Genomic DNA, 24,737 nt, shown 5'->3' with positions numbered 1-24,737 from the left:
GCCCGCTGGCCCTCCCGTCAGCGGGCGAGTGTTTTTCAACTTAAACAATCGGGGATCTCTATGCCCACCATCCCAATCAGCGCGCCCGCACGTCTTCATGGCAAGATTGCGCTTGTCACCGGCGCAGCAGGGGGAATCGGCCGTGCCACGGCCCTTGCTCTCGCAGAGGCCGGCGCGACGGTTGTCGCCACCGACATCGCGGACCATGCCGAGTTCGAGTCCGACAAGATCATCTATCGCCGCTACGACGTCACCTCCCGGGACGAAACGCGGTCGATCATCGCCGAAACCAAAGCCGAGCATGGGGCGATCGACGCGCTGATCCTGTGTGCCGGAACGATCTCTCACAAGCATCTGGTCGACTCGACGGATGACGAATGGCGGTCGATCCTGGACGTGAACCTCATGGGGGTCGTCAACCCGGTGCGGGAGGTCTTTCCGGTGATGGCCGAGCAGGGCATGGGAAAGATCGTCGCCCTGGGCTCGATTGCCTCCAAAATCGGGGGCGTGGCTTCTGGCCCGTCCTACGTCGCGGCAAAATCCGCGGTACACGGGCTGATGAAATGGGTCGCAAAGAACGGCGCCGACAAAGGCATCTATGCCAGTGTCATCGCCCCCGGCCCCGTGGAAACCCCGATGTGGGAAACCGTGACGCAGAGGGCCGCGCCCTCACCCAATGGCAGCGTCCCTCTTGGCCGGTTCGGCCAGCCTGAAGATATCGCCCAGGCGATCCTCTTCCTCGCGTCGCCTGCCTCGAACTGGATTACCGGCACCGTTCTCGACGTGAACGGCGGCATGTTGATGGACTGAGGGGAGAACAATGGCCGACATTATCGGATTTATCGGACTGGGCGTCATGGGCGGGCCGATGTGCCGTAACATCGCGACCAAGCATCCGGGCCGTGTCCTCTGCTTTGACCTGTCCGACGCTGCACGCGCTGCTCTTGAAGACACCAAGGCTGAACAGGTGGACAGCGTCGAGGCGCTGGCGAAAGAGGCGGACATCATCTGCATGTCCCTACCGGGGGGGCCTCAGGTTCTGAAGGTGGCCGAGGCGATCGCAGAGTCCGCCCGGCCCGGGACGGTGGTCGTCGACTTGTCCACCACCACGGTGGCTGACGCCCGCAAGGCTGGCCAGCTGCTTGCAGAACACGAGATCGCATTTGCGGATGCTCCGGTCGCTCGCACACGGCAGGCCGCGCAGGAGGGCAAGCTGAGCATCATGGTTGGCGCGGCACCCGAGCTCTACAACCGCATCAGACCCGTGCTCGATTACATGGCATCGGACGTCACCCATGGCGGCGACATCGGCGCGGGGCAGGTGCTCAAGCTGGCGAACAACATGCTGGTTTTCGCCAACACCGTGGCCCTGGCCGAGATGATCGTTCTGGGCGAGCGGGCCGGGGTGAAGGCCGATACGCTGCTGGAAGCCGTCTCGAAAGGGTCGGGCGACAGTTTCGTGCTGCGCAACCACGGCATGAAGGCCATGGCGCCGCGCGAGTTTCCCGCGCACTCGTTCCCGGCCGAATACGTGCTCAAGGACATTTCCTACGTGTTCGATCTGGCTGACGATACCGGCACCCCCATTCCAGCGGCCAACCAGGCCCGCGCCTATTATGCAACCGCGGTCGAGCAGGGATTCGGAGACAAATACTTCCCCTCGGTCATTCAGCTGGTTGAGTCAGATGCGATGGAGAAACCCCAATGAGCTTCTGGGACTCGCTTCTTTACGACCTCTTTCCACTGATCTGGTCAGGCATGATCACCGGCTGTCTCTACGCGCTCGGTGCGCTCGGTCTGGTCATGATCTTCAAATGCTCGAAGGTCGTCAATTTCAGCCATGGCAACGTCGCCGGCCTCACCGCCTTCCTTGTCTATGGCCTGTCGTCCGGAATGCTGATGTCCCTCTCCTGGGGCGCGGCCGTTCTGGTCGCCTTGCTTGCGGCCGTCGCCATCGCGTTCCTGATCTATTCCATCATCTCTCCGCTGGTGTTCGAAAGCGACCTCACCTCGACCATTGCTACGCTTGGTTTCGGGCTGATCGCTCAGGGCGTGACACTGCTGACCTTCGGGGCGGATATCGTCGCGCTCGATCTGCCGATCCCGCGCTTTGCCTTTTCGGTCCTCGGGCTGCTGATCACGGGTTATGACCTGACCGTGCTGGCCGTGGCGGTGGTGACCATCGGCGCCTTGTTCATCATTATCGACTACACCAAGCTGGGCATTGCCTTCCGTGCGATATCGGAGAACCCGTTCGCCGCCGAGGTCTGCGGCCTGAACCTCCGCTCCGTGCATTATTTCGCATGGATCACGGCGGCCATTCTGGGCGTGGTAGGGGCGCTGCTGATCGTGCCGACGACGTTCCTGTCGGTGACGACCGTGGCGACCTTCATGCTCCAGGCCTTTGCGGCAGCGGTGATCGGGGGCTTCGCGTCCCTCCCCGGTGCGCTGGTCGGCGGCGTGCTGGTCGGCGTGCTGATGAACCTGTTCACCTTCTACGTGTCGCCCGAGTTCTCGTCGACATTCCTTCTGGCCGTCATCCTTGTGGCGCTGAACATCTTCCCCAATGGCATCCTGCAAAAGGTTGGAGGTTCCCGTGTCTGATCAGGCGACGCATATCATACCGGGCCAAAGTGCCGTGTCGCGCCTGTCCGAGCTGGCCACCTCCGGCCTGACAACAGCGGTCGTGGTCGCGGTTCTGATTTTCCTGCCCCTTCTGCTTGGCGGGTCATGGACCTTCACGCTCGGCCTCTGCTTTGCCAACTCGATCGGTGTTCTCGCGGTTTCGCTGCTGGTCCGCTACGGCGGCGAGGTCTCAATCGGCCACACGTTCTTTACGGCGCTCGGCGCCTATTCTGTCGGGGTGCTGGACACCCGGTACGGCATCTCGCTTTGGGCCTCGGTGCCGCTGGCGCTGCTGCTTGGCGTGGTGTTCGGTCTGCTCTTTGCCTGGCCGTCCCGCAATCTCCACGGTATTTACCTGGCGGTGACGACGCTGGCGCTGGCGCTGGCGGTGCCCGAGATGATCAACAATTTCGACGTGCTCACCGGCGGTTACGAGGGCCTGTATGTCGCGACCCCCTTCATTCCCGGGGTCGAGATGGGGCTACAGCGGTACTACGTGGCGCTTTTCATGCTCGTGATCGTCTGCCTGGCGGTTGCCCGCCTGCGCCTGTCGCGCCAGGGCATGGCGCTGCTGCTCGCCAAGGCGCATCCGGCCGCGGCCGATGCCTTCGGCACCCGCCGGGTCTGGGCGCGTGTCTCGATCATGGGGATCTCGGGCGGGATCGGGGCGATCTGCGGCGCGACGCTGGCGTTCTCCGGTTCGACCGTTTCGCCCGGAGGCTTCACCTTCTGGCAGGCGATCTTCCTGCTTGTGGGCTCTGTCGTCAGTTTCTACGGCCTGTCCCTGACCCGCGTGTTGATCGGGGGAGCGTTCGTTACCCTGGTTCCGCAACTGCTGTCCGCATCCGGAGCATGGATTCCCGTGCTCTATGGCTTGGCCCTGCTCGGGATGATCCTTTTGGGCCACTACATGCCGCGCATCCGCAATGCGATGAACCGTAAAGCGGAGGCCAATTGATGGACCAGACGACCAACGCCCTGCGCGGCGAAGGGATCGCGCTTTCCTTTGGTGGGATCAAAGTGCTCAGGGGGCTCGACGTGGAGTTCCGCGCCGGAGAGATCACCGGGCTGATCGGGCCCAACGGTGCCGGCAAGACCAGCCTCTTCAACTGCCTGACCGGGGCCTATTCGCCGCAAGAGGGGACCATCTCCTATGCTGGCGATCCGCTGAACGGCCTGCCGCCGGCGGCCCGCGCCAACAAGGGGATCGTCCGCAGCTTTCAGCATGTGGCGCTCTGCCCGGACCTCACCGTCCGCGAGAACGTGATGATGGGCATCGCCCGCAATGGCTCGGCGGGATGGCTCTCTGCCTTCCTGCCGCTTCCGGGCGGCACCCGCGAGCGCGAGGAGATGGCCCGTTCGGCGGACGAGGCCCTTGCCGATCTCGGATTGCCCGATGTCGGGGACAAGCTTCCCGGAGAGCTTCCCCCCGGCATGCAGCGCCTGGTCGAGATCGCCCGTGCCGTGGTTGGCAAGCCTTCGGTGCTGATGCTGGACGAGCCGGCGGCGGGTCTCAACAACTCGGAAACCCGCGACCTGACGAAAGTGCTGCGCAAACTTGCGTCGACTGACCTGGTGATGGTCGTGGTCGAACATGACATGGATCTCGTCATGTCGATCTGCGACCGGATCTACGTGCTCAATTTCGGTGAGTTCGTCGCTGTCGGATCGCCCGAAGAGGTGCGCAGCAACCCGGACGTGGTCCGCATCTACCTGGGGAGCGATGACGATGAATGACCTGCTGAGCGTTGAAAACCTGTCTGTTGCCTATGGCGCGGGAGCTCCGGCTGTGAGCCGCGTGTCCTTTTCCGTCGGTCACGGGGCCGTCGTCGCCTTGCTGGGGGCCAACGGGGCCGGGAAATCTTCGATCATGAAGGCCGTTTCGGGCCTGACGCCAGCGACAGGCAAAATCCTGTTCGATGGCGAGGATCTGGGCGGATCGCCGGCCCGGACCCGCGTCGCAAAGGGCGTCGTCTACGTCCCCGAGGGCCGCGAGATCGTCGGCGACCTTACCGTGCGAGAAAATCTCGTGCTGGGCGGATACCAGAAACCGGCCACCGAGCGGAAGAGGCGGATGGAGATGGTTCTCGACCTCTTTCCCGAGATTGCCGAGAAGGTCGACCGGCATGCGTGGCGCCTGTCGGGCGGCGAGCAGCAGATGCTGGCCATCGGCCGCGGTCTGGTCGCGGACCCCAAGTTGTTGTTGCTCGACGAGCCATCGCTGGGTCTCGCGCCTTTGCTGGTGCGCCGTGTCTTCGACAGGCTGGCCAAAATCCGGGAGGAAAGCGACTTGGCCATCGTGCTCGTGGAACAGAATCTGGCCGTCACGATGCGCCTGTGCGACGAGCTGCACTTCCTGCGCGGCGGACGGATCGTCGGATACCGCAGTGCCGAGGATCTCAGGGATGAGACCGCCCGCCAGGAGGCGATCAATGCCTATCTCGGCGCAGCCGCCGCCTGAGGGGATGCCATGAAGACCTGGGAAATCTACGCCATCCGGCACGCGACGAACGAAACGCGCACCCGTGGGGTCAACTTCATCTCGGACCCGGATCCCACGGCGCCCCTGACGCTCGATTTCTTCTGCTGGGTGCTCAGGAGCGGTCGGGAGGTGATCGTCGTGGATACCGGGATCGATCCCGCAAAGGGCGAACCGAACGGTCACAGGCAGGTCATGTCCCCGCCCGACGGCTGGGCGGCGCTTGGGATCGACCCTGCCGAGGTGTCGACCGTTCTGCTCACCCATGCCCATTACGATCACCTCGGCTATCTCGATGCGTTGCCGAACGCGCGATTTTACATGCAGGCCGAAGAAATGGCCTATGTCACGGGGCCCTGGATGCAGAAACCGACGTTCCGTCATGCCTACAAGGCGGACGAGATCGCGCGGTTGGTGCATCTTCTGCATGACGGACGCCTGCACCTGCATGGCCGGGACTTCGACGTGACCGACGGGATCAGCGCCCATTGGGTCGGGGGGCATTGCGCGGGGCAGGAGGTCCTGCGCATCCGGACGGAGCGCGGCTGGGTCGTGCTCGCCTCGGATGCATTGCATTACTACGAGGAGTTCGAGCGCGGTATTCCCTTTACCGTCGCGTTCAATATTTCCGACATGATGGCGGGCCACGACCGGATTCGGGAACTGGCCGATAGCGACGACCACGTGCTTCCCGCTCATGACCCGAGGCTTCTGGACAAATACGCCGCGATCAGCCCGGACATGGCCGGCCGCATCCTCCGACTTGACCATGCTCCGGAGACTGGGGCATGAGGGTATGCATTGTGCACTCGCGCGACACCATTCGGGGGCTAATTGGTGATGGAAAGCCAGGCGAAGCATCAGACCAAGGAAGAATACGTCGCGGATTTCCTTCGGGAAGGCATCATTTCGGGTCAGTTCCCGCGTGGCTCCAAGCTCAAGCAGGCGCAGATCGCCGAGATGATCGGCACGTCGATCACCCCCGTCAGGGAGGCGATCAAGCTGTTGGAGGCCGAGGGCTTTATCCTGGGCACGTCGCACCGCGGGGCGATCGTGGCGCCCTTCGACATCAACGCGACCGAAGAGATCACCGATTTGCGGGTCACGCTGGAATGCAAGCTGGGGCTCAAGGCGGTCAGCCGCCTGACCTCGCAGGACATCGAGGAGCTGCGCGCCCTTCAGGATCAGATCGAGGACGCCGCGGCGCGCGGCGACAAGGACGCGGTCCGCACGATCAACTACCGGTTTCACGAACTGATCTACATCGCGGCCGACTTGCCGCAGACCCTGCGGTTCGTCCGCGCGCTCTGGGCGCGCTACCCGTTCGACCTCATCAACCGTCTGGAAAACCGCATCGACCGTGCGTCGCAAGAGCACCGGGACATGCTGAGCGCCATCATTGCCCGCGACGAGGTCGCCTTTGTCCAGGCCCTGCGCTCGCATATCCGCTCGGCCTGGGACGAGTTCAAGGTCAGCTACTCCGAATAGCCCCCGCGCCCTTTCCGGCCCGGGGACGAACCCTAGCCTGAAAGGATTGCACAATGGCATCTGACTCTATCCTCCTTGTCATGGACATGCTGAACGACCTGGTTCATCCCGACGGGATGGGCGGCAAGAGCTATGTCCCGCTCATGCAGGATCGCGGCGTCTACGACGCGACCGAACTTGCGATCAGCAAGGCCCGTGCGGCCGGCGTGATGGTCGGTTACGTGCGTGTCGGCTTTTCCCCGAATTACGCGGAATGCCCGCCGGGATCGCCGGTTTTCTCGAAAGCGCGCGACAACGGGGTGTTCAAGCTTGGCGAATGGGGAACCGAGGTGCTGGACCGGTTTGCCCCCCAGCCCGGCGACCCGGATATCATCAAGCACAGGGTCAGCCCGTTCTACGCGACCAAGCTCGAACCTCTTCTGAGAGCGCAGGGCATCCGGCGGCTGGTTCTGTCCGGAGTGTCGACGAACGGCGTCGTTTCGGCGGCGGTCCGCGAAGGCCACGACCGCGACTACGAATGCGTGCTGCTTGAAGACTGCTGCGCCGGCGCGACCGCCGATGAGCATGACCACGCTCTGTCCGGGCTGCGCCGCTTTGCGCAGGTGACGAGCGCGGCGGACGTGACCTTCTAAACGAAACACCAAACGAATGCATCATAATTGCCCGGCGAGATCCGGATTGGGGGAGGTTCGTCCGAAATTCAGCGCAAATCAGGGCATAAGCCTGCAAAATACGCGCTTGACCGTCGCTAAAATAATGCATTATATGAAAAACAACCGCGCAAGATGCGCATGACACCACCGAACGCCAGACTGATAGGGAGACCCTGAAAGTGACCACCGCTGAAAAAACCAAGGAAGACGACGCCAAGGGCATGGGCGGCGCGCCCGCCGAGGGCAAAATCACCGATGAAGCGATTGCCGCCGCCGAAAAGATGGTCGGGCTGCAACTGCGCCCCGAAGGGCCGTACCTTCAGGATGCGACCGCCGACACGCTGCGCAACTGGTGCAACGGCATCGGCGACCTCAACCCGCTCTACCGTGATCCCGGCTACGGCGCGGCGTCGCGCTACGGCACGCAGCTCGGCCACCCGATGTTCCCGATGGCGCTTGGCTGGATCGGCCGGACCCGCTGGGGCCTGCCGGGCGTCCATGGCTTCTACGCCGGCAACGACTGGGAAATCTTCCGCCACATCCGCCCCGGCGACCGGATCAACGCCATTGAGCGCGTGATCGGGATCGACGTGAAGGAAAGCAAGTTCTCGGGCCGGCTGGTGCTGCAATACGTCGAGGCGACCTATTTCAACCAGCATGGCGACATGCTGTCCCGCGCCCTGGGCACCTGCACCCGCCATGAGCGCAAGGCGGCGCGCGATGCGGGCAAGTACAAGGACATCACCACCTACGACTATACCCAGGAGGAGTTCGAGGCGCTCGACGCCTGCATCATGGAGGAGCCGATGAAGATCCGCGGCTCCAAGGTGCGCTACTGGGAAGACGTCACCGAAGGCGAAACCCTCGACACCATCGTGCGCGGCCCGCTGTCGCTGATGGATACCATGGGCTTTCTCGTCGGCTCGGGCCGCGGCCATACCCATGGCGTGGTCTTCCAGAGCGCGATGAAGCACCCGGGCCACTTCTTCCGCAACCCCGAGGCCGGCGGCGGCATCGAATACACCGGCATCGGGCACCACCGCGAAAGCACGGCGAAGGAGGTCGGCGTGCCCGGCGTCTACGATTACGGCCCGCAACGGTCGTCGTGGATGGCGTCGCTCGTCACCAACTGGATGGGCGATGCGGCCTTCCTCAAGCGCGTCCGCACCGAGATGCGCCGCTTCAACACCATGGGTGACAGCACCTGGTGCAAGGGCAAGGTGTCGAAGAAGTACATCAAGGACGGCCACGCCCTGGTGGACATCGAGATCTGGGGCGAGAACCAGCGCGGCGAAGTCACCACGCCGGGCATCGCCACCGTCGCCCTCCAGTCGCGCGACCCCGAGCTTCGGGTGTTCCTCGATTGCGGCAACCTCGAACTGGACCTTCCGGTCGTTCGCTGAAGAAAGGGGGTCGGCCATGATTGACAAGCCTCTATCGGGCCTTCGCGTCGTGGAACGTGCCACTGGCGTGGCCGCGGCGCAGGCCGGGCGCCTGATGTGTCAGATGGGTGCCGAGGTCGTCATGGCCGAGCCTTCCGGAGGCAGCCCGCTCAGGGAGGCGCCTCCGCGCCTCCCCGGGGGGCAGAGCGCGCTGTTCACTTACCTGTCCCTCGGCAAGCGCAGCGTCGTTTGCGATCCGGGGGAACCGGATTTCCAGAAGGATCTGCACAAGCTCTTGGCGGAGGCCGACATCTTCATCGACGACACACCGGTTGCGGATCGCACCGAGTTGGCGCTCGATGAAGCGACCATCGCAAGGGAGCACCCCCATATCGTGCACCTGTCCGTCCTGCCATTCGGCGCTTTCGGGCCCAAGGCGGGCTGGAAGGGGGACGAGATCAACCTGATCCACGCCGGAGGGGAGGGGTTCCTGTTGCCGAACGGGCTGACGGCCGACCTCTTCCCGGATCGTCCGCCGTTGAAGATCGCTGGGCATTTCGCCGAGATGCAGGGCGGCACGACGGCGGCGATGGCGGCGCTGGCCGCGCTCTGGGCCGGGCAGGGCCAGTTCGTCGATGCCTCCGTCCAGGACGCCAACGTCGCCGTCGGCGCCTTCGCGATCCAGCGCTTTGGCGACGGATCGGTGGAACACCGCCTGACCCGGTCGTTCAAGTTCGGCGGCGTGATCGAATGCGCGGATGGCTACGTCGAACTTCTGACACTGGAAACCCGCCAGTGGCTCGGGCTGATCGAGCTGCTCGGCGCCGACGACTGGGCGCAGGATCCGGAACTTGCCGACGAGGTCGGGCGCAGCGCGCGCGGGGCCGAGATCAACCGACGCATCCGCGACTGGGCGCGCCACCGCAAGGTCGAGGATCTGGTCGCACAGGCCCAGACACTCGGCGTCCCGATGGCGCGCTACAACGCGCCGGAACAGGTTCTGACCGGGCTTCAGGAAACCGCGCGGGGCATCTTCGCGACGATCGACACCCCCGATGGGCCGGTGCAGGTACAATCGCTGCCGTTCCGCTTCGGGCCGGACGCGCTGCCGGTCCGCGACACGCTTCCCGGCCTCGGCGCGGACCAGTCGATGCTGACTTGCCACCCCGGTCGGAGGGCCACCGCATGAAACCGCTCACCGGTCTTCGCATCGCCGATTTCACCGTCCACGCGGCGGGGCCCTTCTGCACCCATATGCTCAGCCAGATGGGGGCCGAGGTCATCAAGGTCGAAACCGCGCTGCGGCCCGACATCTTCCGTAAGCCGCATGCCGTCTACGGACGCCAAGGGCCGGCGACCTTCGATCAGGTGTCCTCGAACAAGCTTTCGGTGCGGCTGAACCTGAAACATCCCGAGGGGGTCGCTCTGGCGAAGAAGTTGGTCGGCGTCGCCGATGTCGCCGCCGAAAGTTTCCGCGCGGGTGTGATGGCACGTCTCGGGCTCGGCTACGACATCCTGCGGGACGTGAAGCGCGATATCGTGATGGTCTCCGTATCGTCATCGGGTCAGACCGGCCCGGAAAGCCATTTCGCCGGCTACGCCCCGCTCTTTGGCGCCTGGGGCGGGCTGGGCTATCTCTCGGGTCATGCCGACGGACCGCCGGTCGAGATGCGGCACGTCATGGACCACTCGGTCGGAATGCACGCGGCGCTTGCCACGCTGGCCGCCCTGAACCGCCGCCGCCGCACAGGCGAGGGGTGCCATGTGGATATCGCCGCCCGCGAAGTCGCCTCGTCCCTTGTGGGCGACTTCCTGACCGCGGCCTCCGCGGGGGTGTCCGTCGGACGCATGGGCAATGACGACATGGTGCGCGCGCCCCACGGGCTTTTCCCGACCGCCGACGCGGATCGCTGGCTGTCGATCTCCGTGTCCAGCGACGCCGAATGGAAGGTGCTGGCAGGCATCATCGGGCAGCCGCAGTTGGCCGATGATCCCCGCTTTGCCACGCAGGCCGAGCGGCACGCGAACCGCCGCGCGCTCGACGCGCCGATCGGCGCATGGTCCGCCGGCCAGGGGGGCGAAGCCGCCGCGGAACGGCTCCAGGCGGAGGGGATTGCCGCGCACCTGTCCTGGGCCGCCTCGGACATCGTGGCGGATCCACATATGCGGGCACGGGGCGCGATCCTCGACATTGCCGAAACCGATGGCACAATTCGCGCCGCAATCGGCCACCCCGCGCGGTTCGCCGGGGATGACGCCCCGGGCATCACGCGCGGCACGCCCGCGCTCGGTGGCGACGAGGACTACGTTTACGGGGAACTCCTTGGCCTTAGCCGGGCGCGGATCGGCGCTCTGGTCGAGGACGAGGCCATCTACTGAAGGGCCAAAGATGACATCCACACCTGATTACTCCGATGCGGTCGGCCGGACCGAACGCCATGTTCAGACGATCTCGGCCGACCGCGCCGCGGGCCTGGCTGCGACGCTGGACATGGATCACGCGCCAGCCGATGGCGACCCGCTGCCGCCGGGATGGCATTGGCTCTATTTCAATCCGTTCGTGCAGCGACGGAACATCGGGCCGGACGGACATCCCAAGCGCGGCGGTTTCCTGCCCGCCGTCACCTTGCCCCGTCGCATGTGGGCCGGCGGTCGCCTCACGTACCACGCGCCGCTCACGATCGGCCGCGAGGCCGAGAAGGTCAGCGAGATCATCGGCGTGAAGGCAAAGTCCGGCCGCGCGGGCCAGCTGGTCTTCGTTACGGTGAAACATAGCCTGTCACAGGACGGAACGCTCTGCGTCGAGGAAGAACAGGATATCGTCTACCGCGAGGCGCCCGCGCCCGGCGCGCCCAAGCCCGTGCCGGCCCCGGCCCCCGAGGGCGCCACCCGCTCGGAAGAGATCACGCCCGATCCCGTGTTCTTGTTCCGCTATTCCGCGCTGACGTCGAATGGCCACCGCATCCATTACGACCGGACCTATGCCCGCGAAGAAGAGGATTACCGCGATCTTGTCGTGCATGGCCCGCTCACGGCGACTCTGCTCCAGGGCTTTGCCACGGCGGCCGGCGCGGGGCGGCTGACCCGCTTTGAGTTCCGTGGCATGGCGCCGCTCTTTGGCGACCGCCCGTTCACGCTCGAGGCCGGGGAAGAGGCCGATGGCGTCATGCCGATCTGGGCAAAGGGCCCCGACGGGGAGCTCGCCATGCAGGCCAGCGCCGTGATCGCGCCCGCGTCATGAAGACCCCGCGCAGCTACCTCTTCGTTCCCGGCCGCATGCCCGACAGGTTTGCCAAGGCGGCGGGGTCGGGGGCCGATGCCATTATCCTCGACCTGGAGGACGCGGTCGGCCCCGAAGCGAAGCCCGAAGCGCGGGATCATGTCGCCGACTGGTTTGGCAACGGCGGGGCGGGCCTCGTGCGGATCAACGGCGCGGATACGCCCTGGTTCGACGACGACTTGGCGGCGCTGGCCTCTTGCGATGTCTCGGCGGTCATGGTGCCGAAAGCCACCCCCGAAAGCCTGTCGGCGGTGGCCGACAAGCTGCCGGGGCGCGCGCTGGTCGCGCTGATCGAAACCGCCGAAGGTCTCGCCGCGCTGCGCCGCTCCGTCACTTGCCCCGGGGTGACCCGGCTTGCTTTCGGCAACCTGGATTTCGGCGCCGATACTCGGATACCCGGCACCGGCCCCGTGCTCGATCCCGCCCGGTTCGAAATCGTCCTTGCCTCGCGCCTTGGCGGCCTGGTTTCGCCGGTGGATGGCGTGACACCCGAGCTGAAGGACGGGGGTATCCTTGCGGATGAAGTGGCAAGGTCACGCATGCTCGGCTTTGGTGCAAAGCTTTGCATTCACCCCGCGCAGGTCGGCTTCACGAACGATGGGTTCACCCCGTCCGAGGCCGAAGTCGACTGGGCAAGCCGCGTGTTGTCGGCCTTGTCGGCCGCCTCGGGGTCTGTGGTACAGGTCGATGGCAAGATGGTCGACCGACCGGTGATCGAACGCGCAAGACAGGTTCTGGCCGACGTCGGGCAGGCCCCGCAGTAAGACGGCCCAGCCGGCTCCGGCCGGCGTCTTGCAGGAACGGGAGGAGATCGGCCAGCCGGAATCTTTTCTGGTCGAGCCCGGAAATCCGGGCAACAAAGGCAACCAACGTCTTAGGGAGGAGACATAATGAAACACGCAATTGCCGGCACCATACTGTCCGCCGGGCTGATCGCCGCAGGCGGCGCGCATGCCGAAGACATCCTCTTCGGATCGACCTCGGCCTCGTCCAGTCATTACGGCTATATCGTTGCCGTCGGAAAGCTGATCAACGAAAGCGATGCGGGCATCAATGCCACGGTTGTCGAAACCGGCGCCGCGATGGACAATATCCGCCGGATGGAGCGGGGCCAGATGGACCTTGGCATCATCACGACGAATGTGGTGCAGCATGCCGTCTCCGGGACACATGAATTCGAAGGCAAGCCGCAGGATCTCCAGATGCTCTGGGTCTATGCGCCGTCGCCGCAGAACGTCATCATGCGCGCGGATTCGGGCGTCGAGAGCCTTGAGGATCTGAGCGGCGTGCGCCTCAACCCCGGGATCAAGGGATCGGCGACGGAAACCACGACCGAAGCCGTCTTCGACGTGCTCGGGATCAAGCCGGAGTATGTGCGCGGGTCCACCACCGACATCATCGACTCGATCAAGGACAACCGTCTGCCCGGCTATGTAAAGTCCGGCTCGCCGACCGCCCTCGACAGCTCGACCATGGATCTGAGCACGGCGACGGACATCAAGATCCTCGGGCTGACGCCCGAGCAGGCCGAGAAGATCCAGGCAAACATGCCGGATATCTCGATCATGGACGTGGCCGCCGGCGTGGCAGAGGGGATCCCGGCCTACACGATCTGGAGCTTCGGTGTCGGTATCGCCGCGCCCAGCACGATGTCCGAGGAAACGGCCTATCAGATCGTGAAGGCCGTGATGACCGACGAGTCCGTGCAGGGCAATGCCATGGCCAGCGTCAAGGGGGCGGACCTGGCCCAGATGACGCTCGACTATTCCACCGTTCCGCTGCATCCGGGCGCCGTCCGCTGGTTCGAGGAAAACGGCCACACCGTTCCCGACAAGCTGAAACCGGCCAACTGATACGGCGGACAGGATGCGATTTCCGGACCCAGCGAAGACCCTGGCGCTGATCGTCGGTGCCTTCGTATTCTATACTGCGGCCACCGGTCCGTTCGAAAGCCTGATCCAGCGCGGGATATTTCTCGCGCTGGTGATCTGCCTGGGCTTCGCGCTCTACCCGCTTGGGAAAGGCAAGCCCTGGCGCCCGGTCGGGTTGGCAGTGGACCTGGCGTTGATGGCGGTCAGCGTGGCAGCCTGCGGCTACATCATCCTGAACTACGACAGGATCATGACCGAGCTGCCCTGGGCGACGCCGCTCGACATGGTGCTGGCTGCGGGCCTTGTCCTTGCCGTACTGGAACTTGCGCGCCGCACGGTCGGACTGATCTTTCCGATCCTGGTCCTGGTCGGGCTGGCCTATGCCCGGTTCGGTGCCTACATGCCCGGCCCGATGCGGCATCGGGGGTTCGACAGCTACTACATCACCGAAACCGTGTTTCTGGGCGATCTCGGAATCTGGGGCATGCTCACCGGCGTTGCCGCGACGGTGATCGCGGCCTTCGTCCTGTTCGGCGCCTTGCTGTTGCACACGGGCGGAGGTCAGGCCTTCATCGACCTGGCGATGCGTCTCGGCGGGCGGCAGGTCGGCGGCGCGGCCAAGATCGCAACCATCGCCAGCGGTCTCTTCGGCATGATCTCCGGCTCTTCCGTTGCCAACGTGGCGACGACCGGCAACTTCACCATCCCGATGATGATCCGCCTCGGCTATCCCCGCCCTTTCGCTGCGGCGGTCGAGGCGGTCGCCTCCACCGGTGGTCAGATTGCGCCGCCCATCATGGGCGCGGCCGCCTTTGTCATGGCCGAGATCGTCGGCATGCCCTACACCGACATCATCCGCGCCGCGCTGTTGCCCGCCGTCTTCTTCTACCTTGCCGTTTTCGTGACGGTGCATTTCGTATCCGAGAAACGCGGCCTGGCGCTTGTCCCGTCCGAGGAATTGCCGGTCTGGGCCAATATCCTCGCGCCACGCCGCATCGGGCCGGTGGTCGCGGCGCTGATCGGGCTGGGCATCGGCTTTTGGCTGGGACGTTCGGTGGCGACCTCGGCGTTCTACGGGATCATGGGCCTGCTGGCCGCGTTCATCGTTACGCAGGCCGGGCGGAAGCCGCTGCGCGACATGGCCCGCATGGTTCTGGCCGGCGTTGAGGATGCCGGGCGCGGCCTCGTGATCATCGGGGTCCTGCTGGCGGGTGCGCAGGTGTTGGTGTCGATGGTCAACCTGACAGGCGCAGGCGTCGCGCTGTCGTCGGCCATCGTGTCGCTGGGCGGCGATTCCATCGTCATGATCGCCCTCATGGTCGCGCTGGTCTGCCTGATCATGGGCATGGGCCTGCCGACGACCGCCGCCTATGTCCTGGTCGCTGCCGTTCTGGCACCGGCGCTGACCGAAGTCGGCGTGCCGATTCTGACGGCACATCTGTTCGTGTTCTACTTCGCCACGATCTCGGTCATCACGCCGCCGGTCTGTGTTGCGGTCTTTGTCGGGGCCGGGATTGCGCAGACAAACTGGGTGCCCGCCGCGTTCGAGGCCGTCCGGCTTGCCGCCATCACCTATCTGCTCCCCTTCCTGCTGCTGTTGTTTCCCGGCATGGTGTTGGAGGGGGGCGCTCTTTCGATTGTCGATGCGGCGCTGGCCGGGCTTATTCTGGTTTTCGCGATACCCGCGCTGCTGACCCGCATCCGGATCACCCACAACCGGCTTCTTGACCGAGTGGTGCTGGCGACGGTGATCCTTCTTGCCATTTGGCCGCATCCCGCCACGCCCGTGCTTGCGGCGGCGATACTGCTGACGGTCTGGAGCGGGGTAAAATACACGCAAAGGGTGTCGCGATGAAAATCCTTCGCATCGGCACCGGAGCGGGCTTTTCCGGCGACCGGATCGGGCCGGCGGTCGATTTGGCCCGATCCGGAAAGCTGGACTATTTGGTCTTTGAATGCCTGGCGGAACGCACCATCGCGCTGGCGCAGCTTGACCGGCTCGGCGATCCCGCCGCCGGATATGACAGGCGGTTGGAGCAGCGGATGCGGGCTGTGCTGCCGGACTGTCACCGTGCCGGGACGCGCATCATCACAAACATGGGCGCCGCCAATCCGCTGGAAGCGGCGCGGCGCACCGCAGAGATCGCCGCCGAACTGGGCCTGACGCTCAGGGTTGCGGCTGTGCTGGGTGACGACGTGCTGGACCGGATCGGGCCTTGTGTCCTTGAGGAAACCGGGCGTCCGGCCAGCGACCTTGGTGATCGTCTGGTGTCGGCCAATGCCTATCTTGGCGCCGAAGGGATTGTCGAGGCTTTGGCGCGCGACGCAGATATCGTCATCTGTGGCCGTGTGGCCGACCCGTCGCTCTTTGTCGCCCCCATGATCCACGCATTCGGGTGGCCTTCCATCGACGACCATCGGCTGATCGGCCAGGCCACCGTTATCGGGCATCTGATGGAATGCGGGGCGCAGGTGACGGGCGGTTACTTTGCCGACCCCGGGGTCAAGGACGTGCCTGACCTTGCCACTGTCGGTTTCCCGATTGCCGAGGTGTCGCAGGACGGCACTGCGGTCATAACCAAGCTGCCGGGAACTGGCGGGCTGGTGTCACGGGCGACATGTATCGAACAATTGCTCTACGAACTGCACGATCCGGCGCGGTATTTCCAGCCTGACGTTGTCGCGGATTTTTCCGGTGTGGATTTTTCCGAAATCGGCCCGAACCGGGTTGCCGTCAGCGGCGGGGCAGGGGCTCCGGCAACGGGACGTCTTAAAGTGTCGGTTGGGGCGCGGGATGGCTGGATCGGACAGGGAGAGATATCTTATGCGGGGCCCGGTGCCGTGGCCCGTGCGCGGCTGGCAGGAGAGATCACGACCGAAAGGCTCGCTCCTTTTGCCAATCTGATTGAGGATATGCGGGTCGATATCATCGGCCTGAACGCGATATTGCCTGCGGACCCCTCTGCGCCTGAGCCGCGCGAGGTCCGCCTGCGCGTCGCCGCGCGCTGCACCGAAATCGAGGCCGCGCGCGCCGTTTCGGACGAAGTGGAAGGGCTCTATCTCAACGGCCCCGCGGGGGGCGGCGGCGTCGCCACGATGGTGCGTGAGGTCATCGGGATCCGGTCGACATATCTGCCCAAGGCGGACGTCGAAACCCATGTTCACATGTTCGGAGAGCCAGCATGAAGCTCCACGAAATCGCCCATGGCCGGGCCGGAGACAAGGGGACGACCTCGAACATCTCGATCATCGCCTATCGGCCCGACGACTGGCCGCGGATCGAGGCCGAGGTGACCGCCGAGCGGATCGCCGCGATTTTCGGACCGGATGTGCAGGTCGCCCGCTATGTGCTGCCGCAGCTCTTCGCCCTGAACTTCGTTGTCAAGAACGCGCTGAAAGGTGGGGTGACGCGCTCGGTTGCACTGGATGCGCACGGCAAGGGTCTCGTCTACGCGGTGCTCGACATGCGCCTATAGGATGGCCTGGCAGACGGCGCGCGCCCGATGGACCAGATAGGAGACTGAAAATGAACGATAAGGTCCCGACTGCAAATCCTCTTATTCGCGTTGTGGCGCGCCCTGCGGATGCCAGTTTGCGGGGAGATATTTTTGGTGGTTGGGTTATTTCACATATGGACATTGCAGGAGGCATCGTTGCCGCCGAAATCGCAGGCGACAAGCTCGCGACCGTCGCGATTGATGCGATGCGGTTCCTGAGGCCCGTGAGGGTTGGTGATATCTTGTCGATCTATGGTAACATCGAACGGACCGGACGCACGTCTATCGCGGTTCACCTCGAGGCTTGGGTGAGGCGCGGCCGAATTGGGGAGGACGAGAAGGTCACGGAGGGTAAATTCACTTTTGTTGCTCTTGATGATGCTGGCCGACCGAAGCTGGTAGCGATACCCAAGGAATAATTGTTTCTCCAGACGCTTTACTCCCTGGGCTTGAGACAAATCAGACTGACCCGCTCCGCGTTTGCCGGAGGCTTGGGTGTCATTCGTTACGCGGCGATGTCTTCGGTTTCCAGAGCCGCTTAGACGTTGGCCTCTGCCTCGGCGGGCGGGATGGTCCCAATGGGCTCGCGAAGGCGGCGGTTGTTGAACCAGTCGACCCATCCCAAGTCCTCCATGCAAACTTCTGTTTTGATACAGAATTTGCACTTCGTTTGTGAATCCACCGATGGCGATCAGAAATACCGATAATGAACATTATGTAAAATAAATGCTGAGCGCCTTACCGGTCACGCGCTCCGCGCCTCAGAAACATCCGCCAGGCCGCCAGCCCCCGCGTGATATCGCTCAAACGGCAGAATTCGTCTGCGCCGTGCATATTCTCGTCCGGCAGACCGAAACCGAAGATCACCGTCTTGACGCCGAGCTGGCGGTCGATCTCCCCTAGGATCGGGATCGAGCCGCCGGAGTAAGACAGGCGCGGCGTCTGGCCGTCGACCGCCTCCAGCGCCCGCGCGGCAAGATGCTGGCCCGGGTGATCGGCGGCGATGCGATAGGCGCGCGCGCTGCCGGGCAGCGGCGTCACCGAAAGCCGCAGTCCCGGCGGCGTGGCGCGCTCCAGCGCGTCGCTTACGAGCCCGCAGATGCGATCGGGTTCCTGTCCCGGCACGAGTCGGCAGGAGAGCCGTGCGGAGGCCTCACGCGGCACGATGCTGCGAAAGCCGCCGGCGAAATCGCCAGCATCGAGCGCATTGACCTCGAGCGCCGGCATCAGCCCCGCCTGCACCGGGATGTCCTCATCCGCGACCGGCAGCGGCGCGTCAGGGTCCAGCCCGGCCGTGCGGCGCCAGGCCCCGGCATCGAAACCGGCGCGGGCGGTGGCGATCTCTTCCGCGCCGGGCGGCGTCACCCCGTCGAGAAAGCCCGGCAGCGCCACCTCGCCCGCCGCATCCCAGAGCCCGGCGATCATCTGCGTCAGCGCGGCGGCGGGGTTGGGGGCGACACCTCCGAAAGTGCCGGAATGCAGATCCCGCGCCGCGCCTTGCAGCGTAACCTCCAGACCGCAGAAGCCGCGCAGGCCCAGCCGCAGGTCGCCCTGTTGCGGCCCCGCCTGCCAGCCATCGGAGGAGAGGCAGAGATCGCAGGCAAGCAGCGCGCGATGCCGGGCCAGCGTTTCGGCGATATGGGGCGAGAAGATCTCCTCCTCACCTTCCAGGAACAGCTTGACGTTCCAGCCGATCTCACCTGTGCCCAGGCTTTCCAGCGCGGCAACCGGCAGCAGCAGGTTCATCTTCTGATCGGTGGCGCCGCGCGCATAGAGCCGCCCGTCGCGCAGCTCGGGCATGAAGGGATCGGAGGACCAGCCATCGGCGCGGCTGGCGGGTTGTACGTCGTAGTGGCCGTAGATCAGCAGCGTCGGACGCTCCGGGTGCTGCGCGCCCTCGGCATAGACATAGGGCGGCGCTCCGCGCGGCCCGTCAATGAGCCGCGCCGAGAGGCCCGCCCGCGCCAGCCGGGCGCGCAGCCATTCTGCCGCGCTTTGCATCGCGCCGTCGCCGCGCGCCTGCCACGCCGCCACGGAGGGGATCGAGAGCAGCGCGCAAAGATCGTCGAGAAACCCCTCCGGCAGATCGCCGGGCGAGGCGCTCATGTCGCGGGCACGGCCACATCGGCGCCGAGCTGCTTCAGCAGCACGAGCGTATCGCGCACCACCCAGCTTTCCTGAATCTGGCCGTCGCGCACCTCGTAGATGCCGATGCCGGGCACGCTGACCTTTGCGCCCGTCGCGGGAATGCCCATGAACGGGCCGGTATGGGTGCCGGTCATCGTATAATAGGCGGTGACCTTGTTGCCCTCGGTCACCAGCATCTCCAGCGCGAAGGTGCCGTCGGCAAAGGCGCTGCGGGTGTTCCGGTAATTGGTCAGGATGCCCTCGGGGCCCTTCAGCGTGCCGCGCGCGCCGGCGTGGTTCACATAGCCCTCGGCGAAGAGCTCATGCACCGCGTCGGTATCGTGCCGGTGCCAGACCCGGTCATAATATTCGCGGATCACGGCTACGGGATCGGTTCGGTCGGTCATGGGGTTTCCTTCTTTACGTTATTGGGCCAGCACGCGCGGCAGGGCGGTCATCCGCCGGCCGCCCTGCGGGGTGACCACGACGGTGTCGCTGAAGGCCATGCCGCCGGCCCAGGCATACATGTGGAACACGGTGTTTTCCTCCAGCGTCCAGCGGCTCTCGGCCTGGAAGACGCGGGTGAAATCCGAGGTGCGCGGGATAAAGACCAGCCCCAGCGTATAGCCGGTGACATTGCTGTAACTGTCGCGCAGCCCGGCGGAGAGGATGCCCTCGCGCAGGATGCGGTCGACCTCCGAAGCCTTGGCGCCGGGGGTCATCGCGGCATATTGCGCGTCCTGGATCGACACCATGGTTTCGGCGATGCGCAGCTGTTCCTCGTCCGGCGCGCCGATGGATTTGGGCCGCATGATGCGCGAGGTGTAGCCGCGGAAATGCGGCACCATCTCCACATGCAGCAGATCGCCCGGCGCCAGCACACGCTGCCCGAGCGCGCCATGCAGCGCGGCGGAGCGCGGACCCGAGGCCATGAGCACGAGCCGCGTGTTGTCGGCGCCATTGCGCAGCGCCTCCGCCGTGATGGCGGCGGTCACCTCGCGCTCGTTCACGCCTGCCTGCGCTGCGGCGAAACCCGCCAGCGTGGCGCGGTCACAGATCCGGGCCGCCTGTTCGAGATGGGCGAGCTCGGCGGGGGATTTCACTTGCCGCATTTCCCACATCTCGCCCGAGAAGGTCTGGAACCTGGCGTCGGGCAGCGCCGCGCGGAAGGCATCGGCACGGTCGAGCGTCATGAAATGGCTGTCACCCTCCAGCCCGATGCGGCCCGCGGCCAGCCCCAGCGCCGTGATCTCGGCGGAGGCGACGGCAATCGGATCCTCGGCATCGCCGAAGGCGGTGCAGCGGTCGAGCCAGCTCGTTTCGTGAAAGACCTGCGCATCGAGCGCGCGGATCACCATGACCGGCGTGCCCGAAAGCGGCACCAGCAGGCATTGATACATCGCCGCCGTGGGCAGGTGGCCGCCGAAATAGACCATATGTTCGAACTGGTCGATCACCAGCAGGTCGAGCCCGGCGCGCGCCATCCGGGCGCGCAGCGCGGCGAGGCGCGCGGCGTATTCGTCGCGAGTGAAGGGCGGCGGCAGATCGTCCTGGATGAAATCCTCAGCCATGGATGACAAGCTCCTTCGGGCTCTGCGTCAGCCGCTGTGGCCCGGCCTCGGTGAGCGCGACGATATCCTCGACACGCATGCCCCAGCGGCCCGGCAGATAGATGCCCGGCTCGTCCGACATCACCATGCCGGGGGCGAGCAGCAGGTCGTTTCCGGCGACGAGATAGGGCTCTTCATGCACGTCGAGCCCGATGCCGTGTCCGACCCGGTGGGTGAAGTTCTCGCCGAAACCCGCATCGCTCAGGATCTCGCGCGCCACGCGGTCGGGTTCCGAGGCGGGCCGGCCGGCGCGGATCGCCTGAAAGGCCGCCTCCTGCGCGGTGAGCAGCAGATCGTAGGCGGCGCGATACTCCGCTCCCGGCTCGCCGGCACAGACCACGCGGGCGATATCGCCATTCCAGCCCCCGAACAGCCCGGCGATGTCAAAGACCACCGGATCGCCCTGCCGGATCACATAGTCCGAGCCGTGATGCAGAGACGAGGCGCCATTGGCCCCTGCCCCGACATCGACCCAGGCGATGGTGGAAAAGCCCTCGGCCACCATCAGCTCGCGGATGACGCCGCGCAGCTCCAGCTCGGTCTTGCCGGTAAAGACCGGGACGGCGGCGAGGAACCCGGCCCAGACCCGGTCAATCGCGTCGGCGGCGGCCTGCAACCCGGCGATATCCGCCTCGGTCTTGATCGCGCGCAACCGCTCCAGCGCCCTGGCCGGGCGCAGCTTTACCTGCGGCGCCTGGTCGGCAAGGCGCAGAAGGAAGCCCGACCAGAATTCGGCATTCACCCCGAGCACCGACACGCCCAGCTCCGTCAGCCGTGCGGCGAGCAGCGCCACCGGGTCTTCTGCCTCGTCCCAGACCATCAGGTCGACGGGGTGGGTGGCGTAGAGCGGCGCTTGCAGGCGCGGTACGATCAGCTCGGCGCCATCTTGTGTCACCAGCAGCGCGACGAGGCGCTCGGTCAGGTTCGCGTCGCGCCCCATCAGATGCCGGAAAGAGGCAGAGGGGCCGATCAGAACCGCCTCCGTCCCGTCCTCGGCCATCATGCCGCGCAGGCGCGCCATCGCGGCTTTTTCAGTCTCGAATGACATGGTGTCCCTCATGTTTCTGCATGCAGGTTTAGGAAAGATTCGCTGAAACCGGCAATCCTGCATGCAGAAACTCACTGGAAAAATCGTGAGTCAGATGAATATTTACGCAAAATACATCTTATAATCGGTCATTACATGAGCATTTTCGCAATTCTTGCCGCTCCCGACAATTTTCGCTTCCCAAGCAAAACAGGCATACTGCATGCAGAAATTCAACAGGCCGCTGCGGCGACCCGCGAAGGACGAAGGAGAACGAGATGTGGACCAATCTAACCGACGAGCAGCAGGAGTGGCTCGACATTGCGAACGGCGTGGCGGCAAAGCTGAAGACCGCCGACCGCAGCTTTGACAAGGAAGCGCGCTTCACCGAGGAGAACTTTGAGCTGATCCGCGAAGCCGGGCTGCTGAAGCTGGCGGTTCCCAAGGAATATGGCGGGCTCGCCCCGGCGGCGGGCAACGCGCATCTGGGCTGCTATATCGTCAGCGAGGCTATCGCGCGCGCCTGCTCCACCACCGGCTGGAACCTGATCATCCACTATCACCAGTGCGGCGCCGTCGCCCGGCTTGGCAACGAGGAGCAGAAGGCGCGCATCCTCGGCGACGTGGCAAAGAACGGCGTGCTGATGGGCTCGCTTGGCTCCGAGGTGAATCACCAGGAGACGGTGCACGGCAAGGACACCAAGACCAAGCTCTTCTTCAATGCCGGCATGGAGCCGGTCGAGGGCGGGTTCCGCGCCAATGCCTCCAAGCATTTCTGCTCCAACGGGCCGGTGGCGAAATACCTGCTCTACTGGTCGATCGCGCCGGGCTCGGAGACCAGCCGAGAGGGGCTGACCCTGTCCATCGTCGAGGCGCCGACCGAGGGGCTGAGCTTTAGCGAAAACGGCTGGGACAAGATCACCGGCCTGCGCGGCACGGTGAGCTGGTCGGCGACGCTGAAAGACGTGTTCATCCCGTGGAAGAACGTGCTGGGCGAGCCCGCCGATTTCATCACCAAGGATCCCTACACGTTGGAGCTGAGCCAGGGCTTTCACCTGATCGGCTGCGCCAACGGTGCCTTCGACTGCGTGATCGACACGCTGCAAAAGCGCCCCTTCCTGCGCAGCGAAGAGGGGCTGATGGTCGAGGTCGGCGACATGGCGGCACAGCTGCAATCCGCCGCCGGTTCGGCGCTTTATGCCACCCGTCTCTGGGAGGCGGAGGATTGGGGCAACGCCGCGCTCGCCTCGCTTGCCGCGCATCACACCGCGCGCGAGGTCGCACTGCATGTGGCGACAAAGGCCTATGACATCATCGGCACCCGCGCGCTGATGGAAACCCTGCCGCTGGAACTGTTCTGGCGCGACATCCGCGCCGCCTCGCTGCACACACGCGACAGCCAGCTCGTCAAGCTGCTCGCCGATGCGACGGTGGATGGCGATTACCAGCCCAAGCAGAAATACGGCGATGTAGCCGGCGCCAAGACCTGGGCCGATCTGGGTCTCGGCCCGAAAACCGCCGAGGCGGTCTGATCCATGGTCTTTCGGGCAGCAGCCGCGCGGTCCGGGCAGAGCGATGTGCAGGGCGCGTCGCTTTCGCTCCACGGGCTGTGCAAGGATTACGGCTCGGCCAATGCGGTGCGCGGGATCGACCTGACGCTGTCGCCGGGCCGGTTCCTCACCCTGCTGGGGCCGTCTGGCTCCGGCAAGACCACCACGCTGATGATGATCGCCGGGTTCATCGACCCTTCGGCGGGCGAGATCCGCATCAACGGGCGCGACGTCACCGAACTGCCGGCGCATAAGCGCGATATCGGCATGGTGTTCCAGAACTACGCGCTGTTCCCGCATCTGACGGTGCAGGACAATGTGGGGTTCGCGCTCACCATGCGCGGGATGCCCAAGCGTCAGATGCACGAAAAGGCGCAGGACTTCCTCGAACTGGTGGGGCTCGGCGGCTTTGCGAAACGCTATCCGCACCAGCTTTCGGGCGGGCAGCAGCAGCGGGTGGCGCTGGCGCGCGCGCTGGTCTTCTCGCCCTCGCTGGTGCTGATGGATGAGCCGCTGGGCGCGCTCGACCGGCGCCTGCGGCTCCAGATGCAGGAAGAGATCAAGCGCATCCACGAGGATCTGGGCATCACCGTCGTCTATGTGACCCACGATCAGGAAGAGGCGCTGACGATGTCCGACGACATCGCCGTCATGGAGGACGGCGTGATCGCCTCCTTCGCCTCGCCGCGCGACACCTACGAGGCGCCGGGCAACCGCTTTACCGCCAAGTTCATCGGCGAGTCGAACTTTCTTCTGGGCCATTGCGACAGCTGCGATGCCGGTATCGCCACGGTCACCGTGGGCAAGAGCGCGCTGCGCGTCGTGGCCGCCGAGCCGCTGGCGCGCGGTCAGGAGGCGACGGTCTTTGTCCGCCCCGAACGGCTGCGCCTCGCCGATGCGGGGTCGGGCATCGACAATGCCCAGCCCTGCGAGCTGATCTCCGAGATCTATCTCGGCGAAAGCTGCATCTACACCGTTCGGCTGCGCGACGGCACGCAGCTCAAGGTGCGCCGGCCCAACCGGGGTATCGGCGTTCCACCGGAGCAGATCGCCGATCTGGTGGTGGGGTTCGAGCCGGAAAACGGACGCATCCTCACTTCCTGACGAAACCGGCAAAGGCGATGGCCGGTGCTTTGATCATCGCCGAC

25 protein-coding genes are annotated in these 24,737 nt (G+C 65.1%); 21 read left to right on the top strand and 4 right to left on the bottom strand.

Annotation, left to right across the window (positions count from 1 at the left end; all coding sequences use genetic code 11):
• Positions 1-60 precede the first annotated feature (60 nt).
• From Ga0080574_RS25485 to Ga0080574_RS25395, 19 genes are all read left to right on the top strand, one after another.
• Entirely contained in the window at positions 61-810 is a 750-nt protein-coding gene (locus Ga0080574_RS25485) for an SDR family NAD(P)-dependent oxidoreductase (RefSeq protein ID WP_076706358.1), read from the top strand.
• A gap of 10 nt (positions 811-820) precedes the next feature.
• Positions 821-1,708 (top strand): NAD(P)-dependent oxidoreductase, encoded by an 888-nt coding sequence (locus tag Ga0080574_RS25480; protein WP_076706357.1) that lies wholly within the window; start codon positions 821-823, stop codon positions 1,706-1,708.
• Positions 1,705-2,604, top strand: coding sequence for a branched-chain amino acid ABC transporter permease (locus tag Ga0080574_RS25475; RefSeq protein WP_076706356.1), 900 nt, complete (start codon positions 1,705-1,707; stop codon positions 2,602-2,604). Before Ga0080574_RS25480 ends, Ga0080574_RS25475 begins: the two co-directional genes overlap by 4 nt.
• A complete protein-coding gene (locus Ga0080574_RS25470; protein WP_237219450.1) occupies positions 2,597-3,583 on the top strand; it encodes a branched-chain amino acid ABC transporter permease in 987 nt (328 codons plus the stop codon). The genes Ga0080574_RS25475 and Ga0080574_RS25470 overlap by 8 nt, the downstream gene beginning before the upstream one ends.
• Positions 3,583-4,362: an ABC transporter ATP-binding protein gene (locus tag Ga0080574_RS25465; protein WP_076706354.1), complete on the top strand. Its 780-nt coding sequence runs from the start codon at positions 3,583-3,585 to the stop codon at positions 4,360-4,362. Before Ga0080574_RS25470 ends, Ga0080574_RS25465 begins: the two co-directional genes overlap by 1 nt.
• On the top strand, positions 4,355-5,086 hold the full coding sequence (locus Ga0080574_RS25460) for an ABC transporter ATP-binding protein (RefSeq protein WP_083717015.1): 732 nt from the start codon (positions 4,355-4,357) through the stop codon (positions 5,084-5,086). The genes Ga0080574_RS25465 and Ga0080574_RS25460 overlap by 8 nt, the downstream gene beginning before the upstream one ends.
• 9 nt (positions 5,087-5,095) lie before the next feature.
• Entirely contained in the window at positions 5,096-5,896 is an 801-nt protein-coding gene (locus tag Ga0080574_RS25455; RefSeq protein WP_076706352.1) for an N-acyl homoserine lactonase family protein, read from the top strand.
• A 48-nt stretch (positions 5,897-5,944) separates the two neighbouring features.
• The gene (locus Ga0080574_RS25450) at positions 5,945-6,592 is read left to right on the top strand and encodes a GntR family transcriptional regulator (RefSeq protein WP_076706351.1); all 648 of its coding nucleotides are present in this window, start codon (positions 5,945-5,947) and stop codon (positions 6,590-6,592) included.
• 53 nt (positions 6,593-6,645) lie between these two features.
• The gene (locus Ga0080574_RS25445) at positions 6,646-7,224 is read left to right on the top strand and encodes a cysteine hydrolase family protein (protein WP_076706350.1); all 579 of its coding nucleotides are present in this window, start codon (positions 6,646-6,648) and stop codon (positions 7,222-7,224) included.
• Between the two features lie 200 nt (positions 7,225-7,424).
• Positions 7,425-8,648, top strand: coding sequence for an FAS1-like dehydratase domain-containing protein (locus Ga0080574_RS25440; RefSeq protein ID WP_237219446.1), 1,224 nt, complete (start codon positions 7,425-7,427; stop codon positions 8,646-8,648).
• A 16-nt stretch (positions 8,649-8,664) separates the two neighbouring features.
• Positions 8,665-9,816: a CoA transferase gene (locus Ga0080574_RS25435; protein ID WP_076706349.1), complete on the top strand. Its 1,152-nt coding sequence runs from the start codon at positions 8,665-8,667 to the stop codon at positions 9,814-9,816.
• A complete protein-coding gene (locus tag Ga0080574_RS25430) occupies positions 9,813-11,006 on the top strand; it encodes a CaiB/BaiF CoA transferase family protein (protein WP_076706348.1) in 1,194 nt (397 codons plus the stop codon). Before Ga0080574_RS25435 ends, Ga0080574_RS25430 begins: the two co-directional genes overlap by 4 nt.
• 10 nt (positions 11,007-11,016) lie before the next feature.
• Positions 11,017-11,868, top strand: a complete 852-nt coding sequence (locus Ga0080574_RS25425) for an HTD2 family dehydratase (protein ID WP_076706347.1) — start codon at positions 11,017-11,019, stop codon at positions 11,866-11,868.
• Positions 11,865-12,671, top strand: coding sequence for an HpcH/HpaI aldolase/citrate lyase family protein (locus Ga0080574_RS25420; protein ID WP_076706346.1), 807 nt, complete (start codon positions 11,865-11,867; stop codon positions 12,669-12,671). Before Ga0080574_RS25425 ends, Ga0080574_RS25420 begins: the two co-directional genes overlap by 4 nt.
• 126 nt (positions 12,672-12,797) lie before the next feature.
• The gene (locus Ga0080574_RS25415) at positions 12,798-13,760 is read left to right on the top strand and encodes a TAXI family TRAP transporter solute-binding subunit (protein ID WP_076706345.1); all 963 of its coding nucleotides are present in this window, start codon (positions 12,798-12,800) and stop codon (positions 13,758-13,760) included.
• 13 nt (positions 13,761-13,773) lie between these two features.
• Positions 13,774-15,633 (top strand): TRAP transporter permease, encoded by a 1,860-nt coding sequence (locus Ga0080574_RS25410; RefSeq protein WP_076706344.1) that lies wholly within the window; start codon positions 13,774-13,776, stop codon positions 15,631-15,633.
• The gene (locus tag Ga0080574_RS25405) at positions 15,630-16,964 is read left to right on the top strand and encodes an acyclic terpene utilization AtuA family protein (RefSeq protein WP_076706343.1); all 1,335 of its coding nucleotides are present in this window, start codon (positions 15,630-15,632) and stop codon (positions 16,962-16,964) included. Before Ga0080574_RS25410 ends, Ga0080574_RS25405 begins: the two co-directional genes overlap by 4 nt.
• Entirely contained in the window at positions 16,961-17,254 is a 294-nt protein-coding gene (locus Ga0080574_RS25400) for an AtuA-related protein (RefSeq protein WP_076706342.1), read from the top strand. Before Ga0080574_RS25405 ends, Ga0080574_RS25400 begins: the two co-directional genes overlap by 4 nt.
• 50 nt (positions 17,255-17,304) lie before the next feature.
• Positions 17,305-17,694: an acyl-CoA thioesterase gene (locus tag Ga0080574_RS25395; RefSeq protein WP_076706341.1), complete on the top strand. Its 390-nt coding sequence runs from the start codon at positions 17,305-17,307 to the stop codon at positions 17,692-17,694.
• Positions 17,695-18,013: 319 nt separating this feature from the next.
• On the opposite strand, the gene Ga0080574_RS25390 is transcribed toward Ga0080574_RS25395, so the two are convergent.
• Genes Ga0080574_RS25390 through Ga0080574_RS25375 form a run of 4 tightly spaced genes read right to left on the bottom strand, consistent with a single transcriptional unit; the run spans position 18,014 to position 22,060 of the window.
• Positions 18,014-19,381, bottom strand: a complete 1,368-nt coding sequence (locus Ga0080574_RS25390; protein WP_076706340.1) for a M20/M25/M40 family metallo-hydrolase — start codon at positions 19,379-19,381, stop codon at positions 18,014-18,016.
• A complete protein-coding gene (locus Ga0080574_RS25385; protein ID WP_076706339.1) occupies positions 19,378-19,809 on the bottom strand; it encodes an ester cyclase in 432 nt (143 codons plus the stop codon). The genes Ga0080574_RS25390 and Ga0080574_RS25385 overlap by 4 nt, the downstream gene beginning before the upstream one ends.
• 18 nt (positions 19,810-19,827) lie before the next feature.
• Positions 19,828-20,973: a M24 family metallopeptidase gene (locus tag Ga0080574_RS25380; protein WP_076706338.1), complete on the bottom strand. Its 1,146-nt coding sequence runs from the start codon at positions 20,971-20,973 to the stop codon at positions 19,828-19,830.
• Positions 20,966-22,060 carry a M24 family metallopeptidase gene (locus Ga0080574_RS25375; protein ID WP_198039871.1) on the bottom strand — a complete coding sequence of 365 codons (1,095 nt, stop codon included), beginning with the start codon at positions 22,058-22,060 and terminating at the stop codon, positions 20,966-20,968. Before Ga0080574_RS25375 ends, Ga0080574_RS25380 begins: the two co-directional genes overlap by 8 nt.
• Positions 22,061-22,317: 257 nt before the next feature.
• Here Ga0080574_RS25375 and Ga0080574_RS25370 point away from each other — a divergent pair, with 257 nt between their 5' ends.
• Positions 22,318-23,571 (top strand): acyl-CoA dehydrogenase family protein, encoded by a 1,254-nt coding sequence (locus Ga0080574_RS25370; RefSeq protein WP_076706336.1) that lies wholly within the window; start codon positions 22,318-22,320, stop codon positions 23,569-23,571.
• Positions 23,572-23,574: 3 nt separating this feature from the next.
• On the top strand, positions 23,575-24,693 hold the full coding sequence (locus tag Ga0080574_RS25365) for an ABC transporter ATP-binding protein (RefSeq protein WP_076706335.1): 1,119 nt from the start codon (positions 23,575-23,577) through the stop codon (positions 24,691-24,693).
• Positions 24,694-24,737 lie beyond the last annotated feature (44 nt).

Origin of the sequence: Salipiger abyssi (assembly GCF_001975705.1) — a bacterium.
Classification (GTDB): Bacteria; Pseudomonadota; Alphaproteobacteria; order Rhodobacterales; family Rhodobacteraceae; genus Salipiger; species Salipiger abyssi.
The sequence above is the reverse complement of the archived record's forward strand: the minus strand, read 5'-3'. Positions and strand labels throughout refer to the sequence as shown.

What these genes read in the sequence shown, in the direction of transcription:
- Ga0080574_RS25365 (WP_076706335.1), top strand. Translation starts at nt 23,575, where the DNA reads ATGGTCTTTCGGGCAGCAGCCGCGCGGTCCGGGCAGAGCGATGTGCAG.
- Ga0080574_RS25460 (WP_083717015.1), top strand. Translation starts at nt 4,355, where the DNA reads ATGAATGACCTGCTGAGCGTTGAAAACCTGTCTGTTGCCTATGGCGCG.
- Ga0080574_RS25410 (WP_076706344.1), top strand. Translation starts at nt 13,774, where the DNA reads ATGCGATTTCCGGACCCAGCGAAGACCCTGGCGCTGATCGTCGGTGCC.
- Ga0080574_RS25390 (WP_076706340.1), bottom strand. Translation starts at nt 19,381, where the DNA reads ATGAGCGCCTCGCCCGGCGATCTGCCGGAGGGGTTTCTCGACGATCTT.
- Ga0080574_RS25405 (WP_076706343.1), top strand. Translation starts at nt 15,630, where the DNA reads ATGAAAATCCTTCGCATCGGCACCGGAGCGGGCTTTTCCGGCGACCGG.
- Ga0080574_RS25420 (WP_076706346.1), top strand. Translation starts at nt 11,865, where the DNA reads ATGAAGACCCCGCGCAGCTACCTCTTCGTTCCCGGCCGCATGCCCGAC.
- Ga0080574_RS25450 (WP_076706351.1), top strand. Translation starts at nt 5,945, where the DNA reads ATGGAAAGCCAGGCGAAGCATCAGACCAAGGAAGAATACGTCGCGGAT.
- Ga0080574_RS25375 (WP_198039871.1), bottom strand. Translation starts at nt 22,060, where the DNA reads ATGTCATTCGAGACTGAAAAAGCCGCGATGGCGCGCCTGCGCGGCATG.
- Ga0080574_RS25400 (WP_076706342.1), top strand. Translation starts at nt 16,961, where the DNA reads ATGAAGCTCCACGAAATCGCCCATGGCCGGGCCGGAGACAAGGGGACG.
- Ga0080574_RS25435 (WP_076706349.1), top strand. Translation starts at nt 8,665, where the DNA reads ATGATTGACAAGCCTCTATCGGGCCTTCGCGTCGTGGAACGTGCCACT.
- Ga0080574_RS25430 (WP_076706348.1), top strand. Translation starts at nt 9,813, where the DNA reads ATGAAACCGCTCACCGGTCTTCGCATCGCCGATTTCACCGTCCACGCG.
- Ga0080574_RS25425 (WP_076706347.1), top strand. Translation starts at nt 11,017, where the DNA reads ATGACATCCACACCTGATTACTCCGATGCGGTCGGCCGGACCGAACGC.
- Ga0080574_RS25385 (WP_076706339.1), bottom strand. Translation starts at nt 19,809, where the DNA reads ATGACCGACCGAACCGATCCCGTAGCCGTGATCCGCGAATATTATGAC.
- Ga0080574_RS25485 (WP_076706358.1), top strand. Translation starts at nt 61, where the DNA reads ATGCCCACCATCCCAATCAGCGCGCCCGCACGTCTTCATGGCAAGATT.
- Ga0080574_RS25380 (WP_076706338.1), bottom strand. Translation starts at nt 20,973, where the DNA reads ATGGCTGAGGATTTCATCCAGGACGATCTGCCGCCGCCCTTCACTCGC.
- Ga0080574_RS25415 (WP_076706345.1), top strand. Translation starts at nt 12,798, where the DNA reads ATGAAACACGCAATTGCCGGCACCATACTGTCCGCCGGGCTGATCGCC.
- Ga0080574_RS25445 (WP_076706350.1), top strand. Translation starts at nt 6,646, where the DNA reads ATGGCATCTGACTCTATCCTCCTTGTCATGGACATGCTGAACGACCTG.
- Ga0080574_RS25480 (WP_076706357.1), top strand. Translation starts at nt 821, where the DNA reads ATGGCCGACATTATCGGATTTATCGGACTGGGCGTCATGGGCGGGCCG.
- Ga0080574_RS25475 (WP_076706356.1), top strand. Translation starts at nt 1,705, where the DNA reads ATGAGCTTCTGGGACTCGCTTCTTTACGACCTCTTTCCACTGATCTGG.
- Ga0080574_RS25465 (WP_076706354.1), top strand. Translation starts at nt 3,583, where the DNA reads ATGGACCAGACGACCAACGCCCTGCGCGGCGAAGGGATCGCGCTTTCC.
- Ga0080574_RS25455 (WP_076706352.1), top strand. Translation starts at nt 5,096, where the DNA reads ATGAAGACCTGGGAAATCTACGCCATCCGGCACGCGACGAACGAAACG.
- Ga0080574_RS25395 (WP_076706341.1), top strand. Translation starts at nt 17,305, where the DNA reads ATGAACGATAAGGTCCCGACTGCAAATCCTCTTATTCGCGTTGTGGCG.
- Ga0080574_RS25370 (WP_076706336.1), top strand. Translation starts at nt 22,318, where the DNA reads ATGTGGACCAATCTAACCGACGAGCAGCAGGAGTGGCTCGACATTGCG.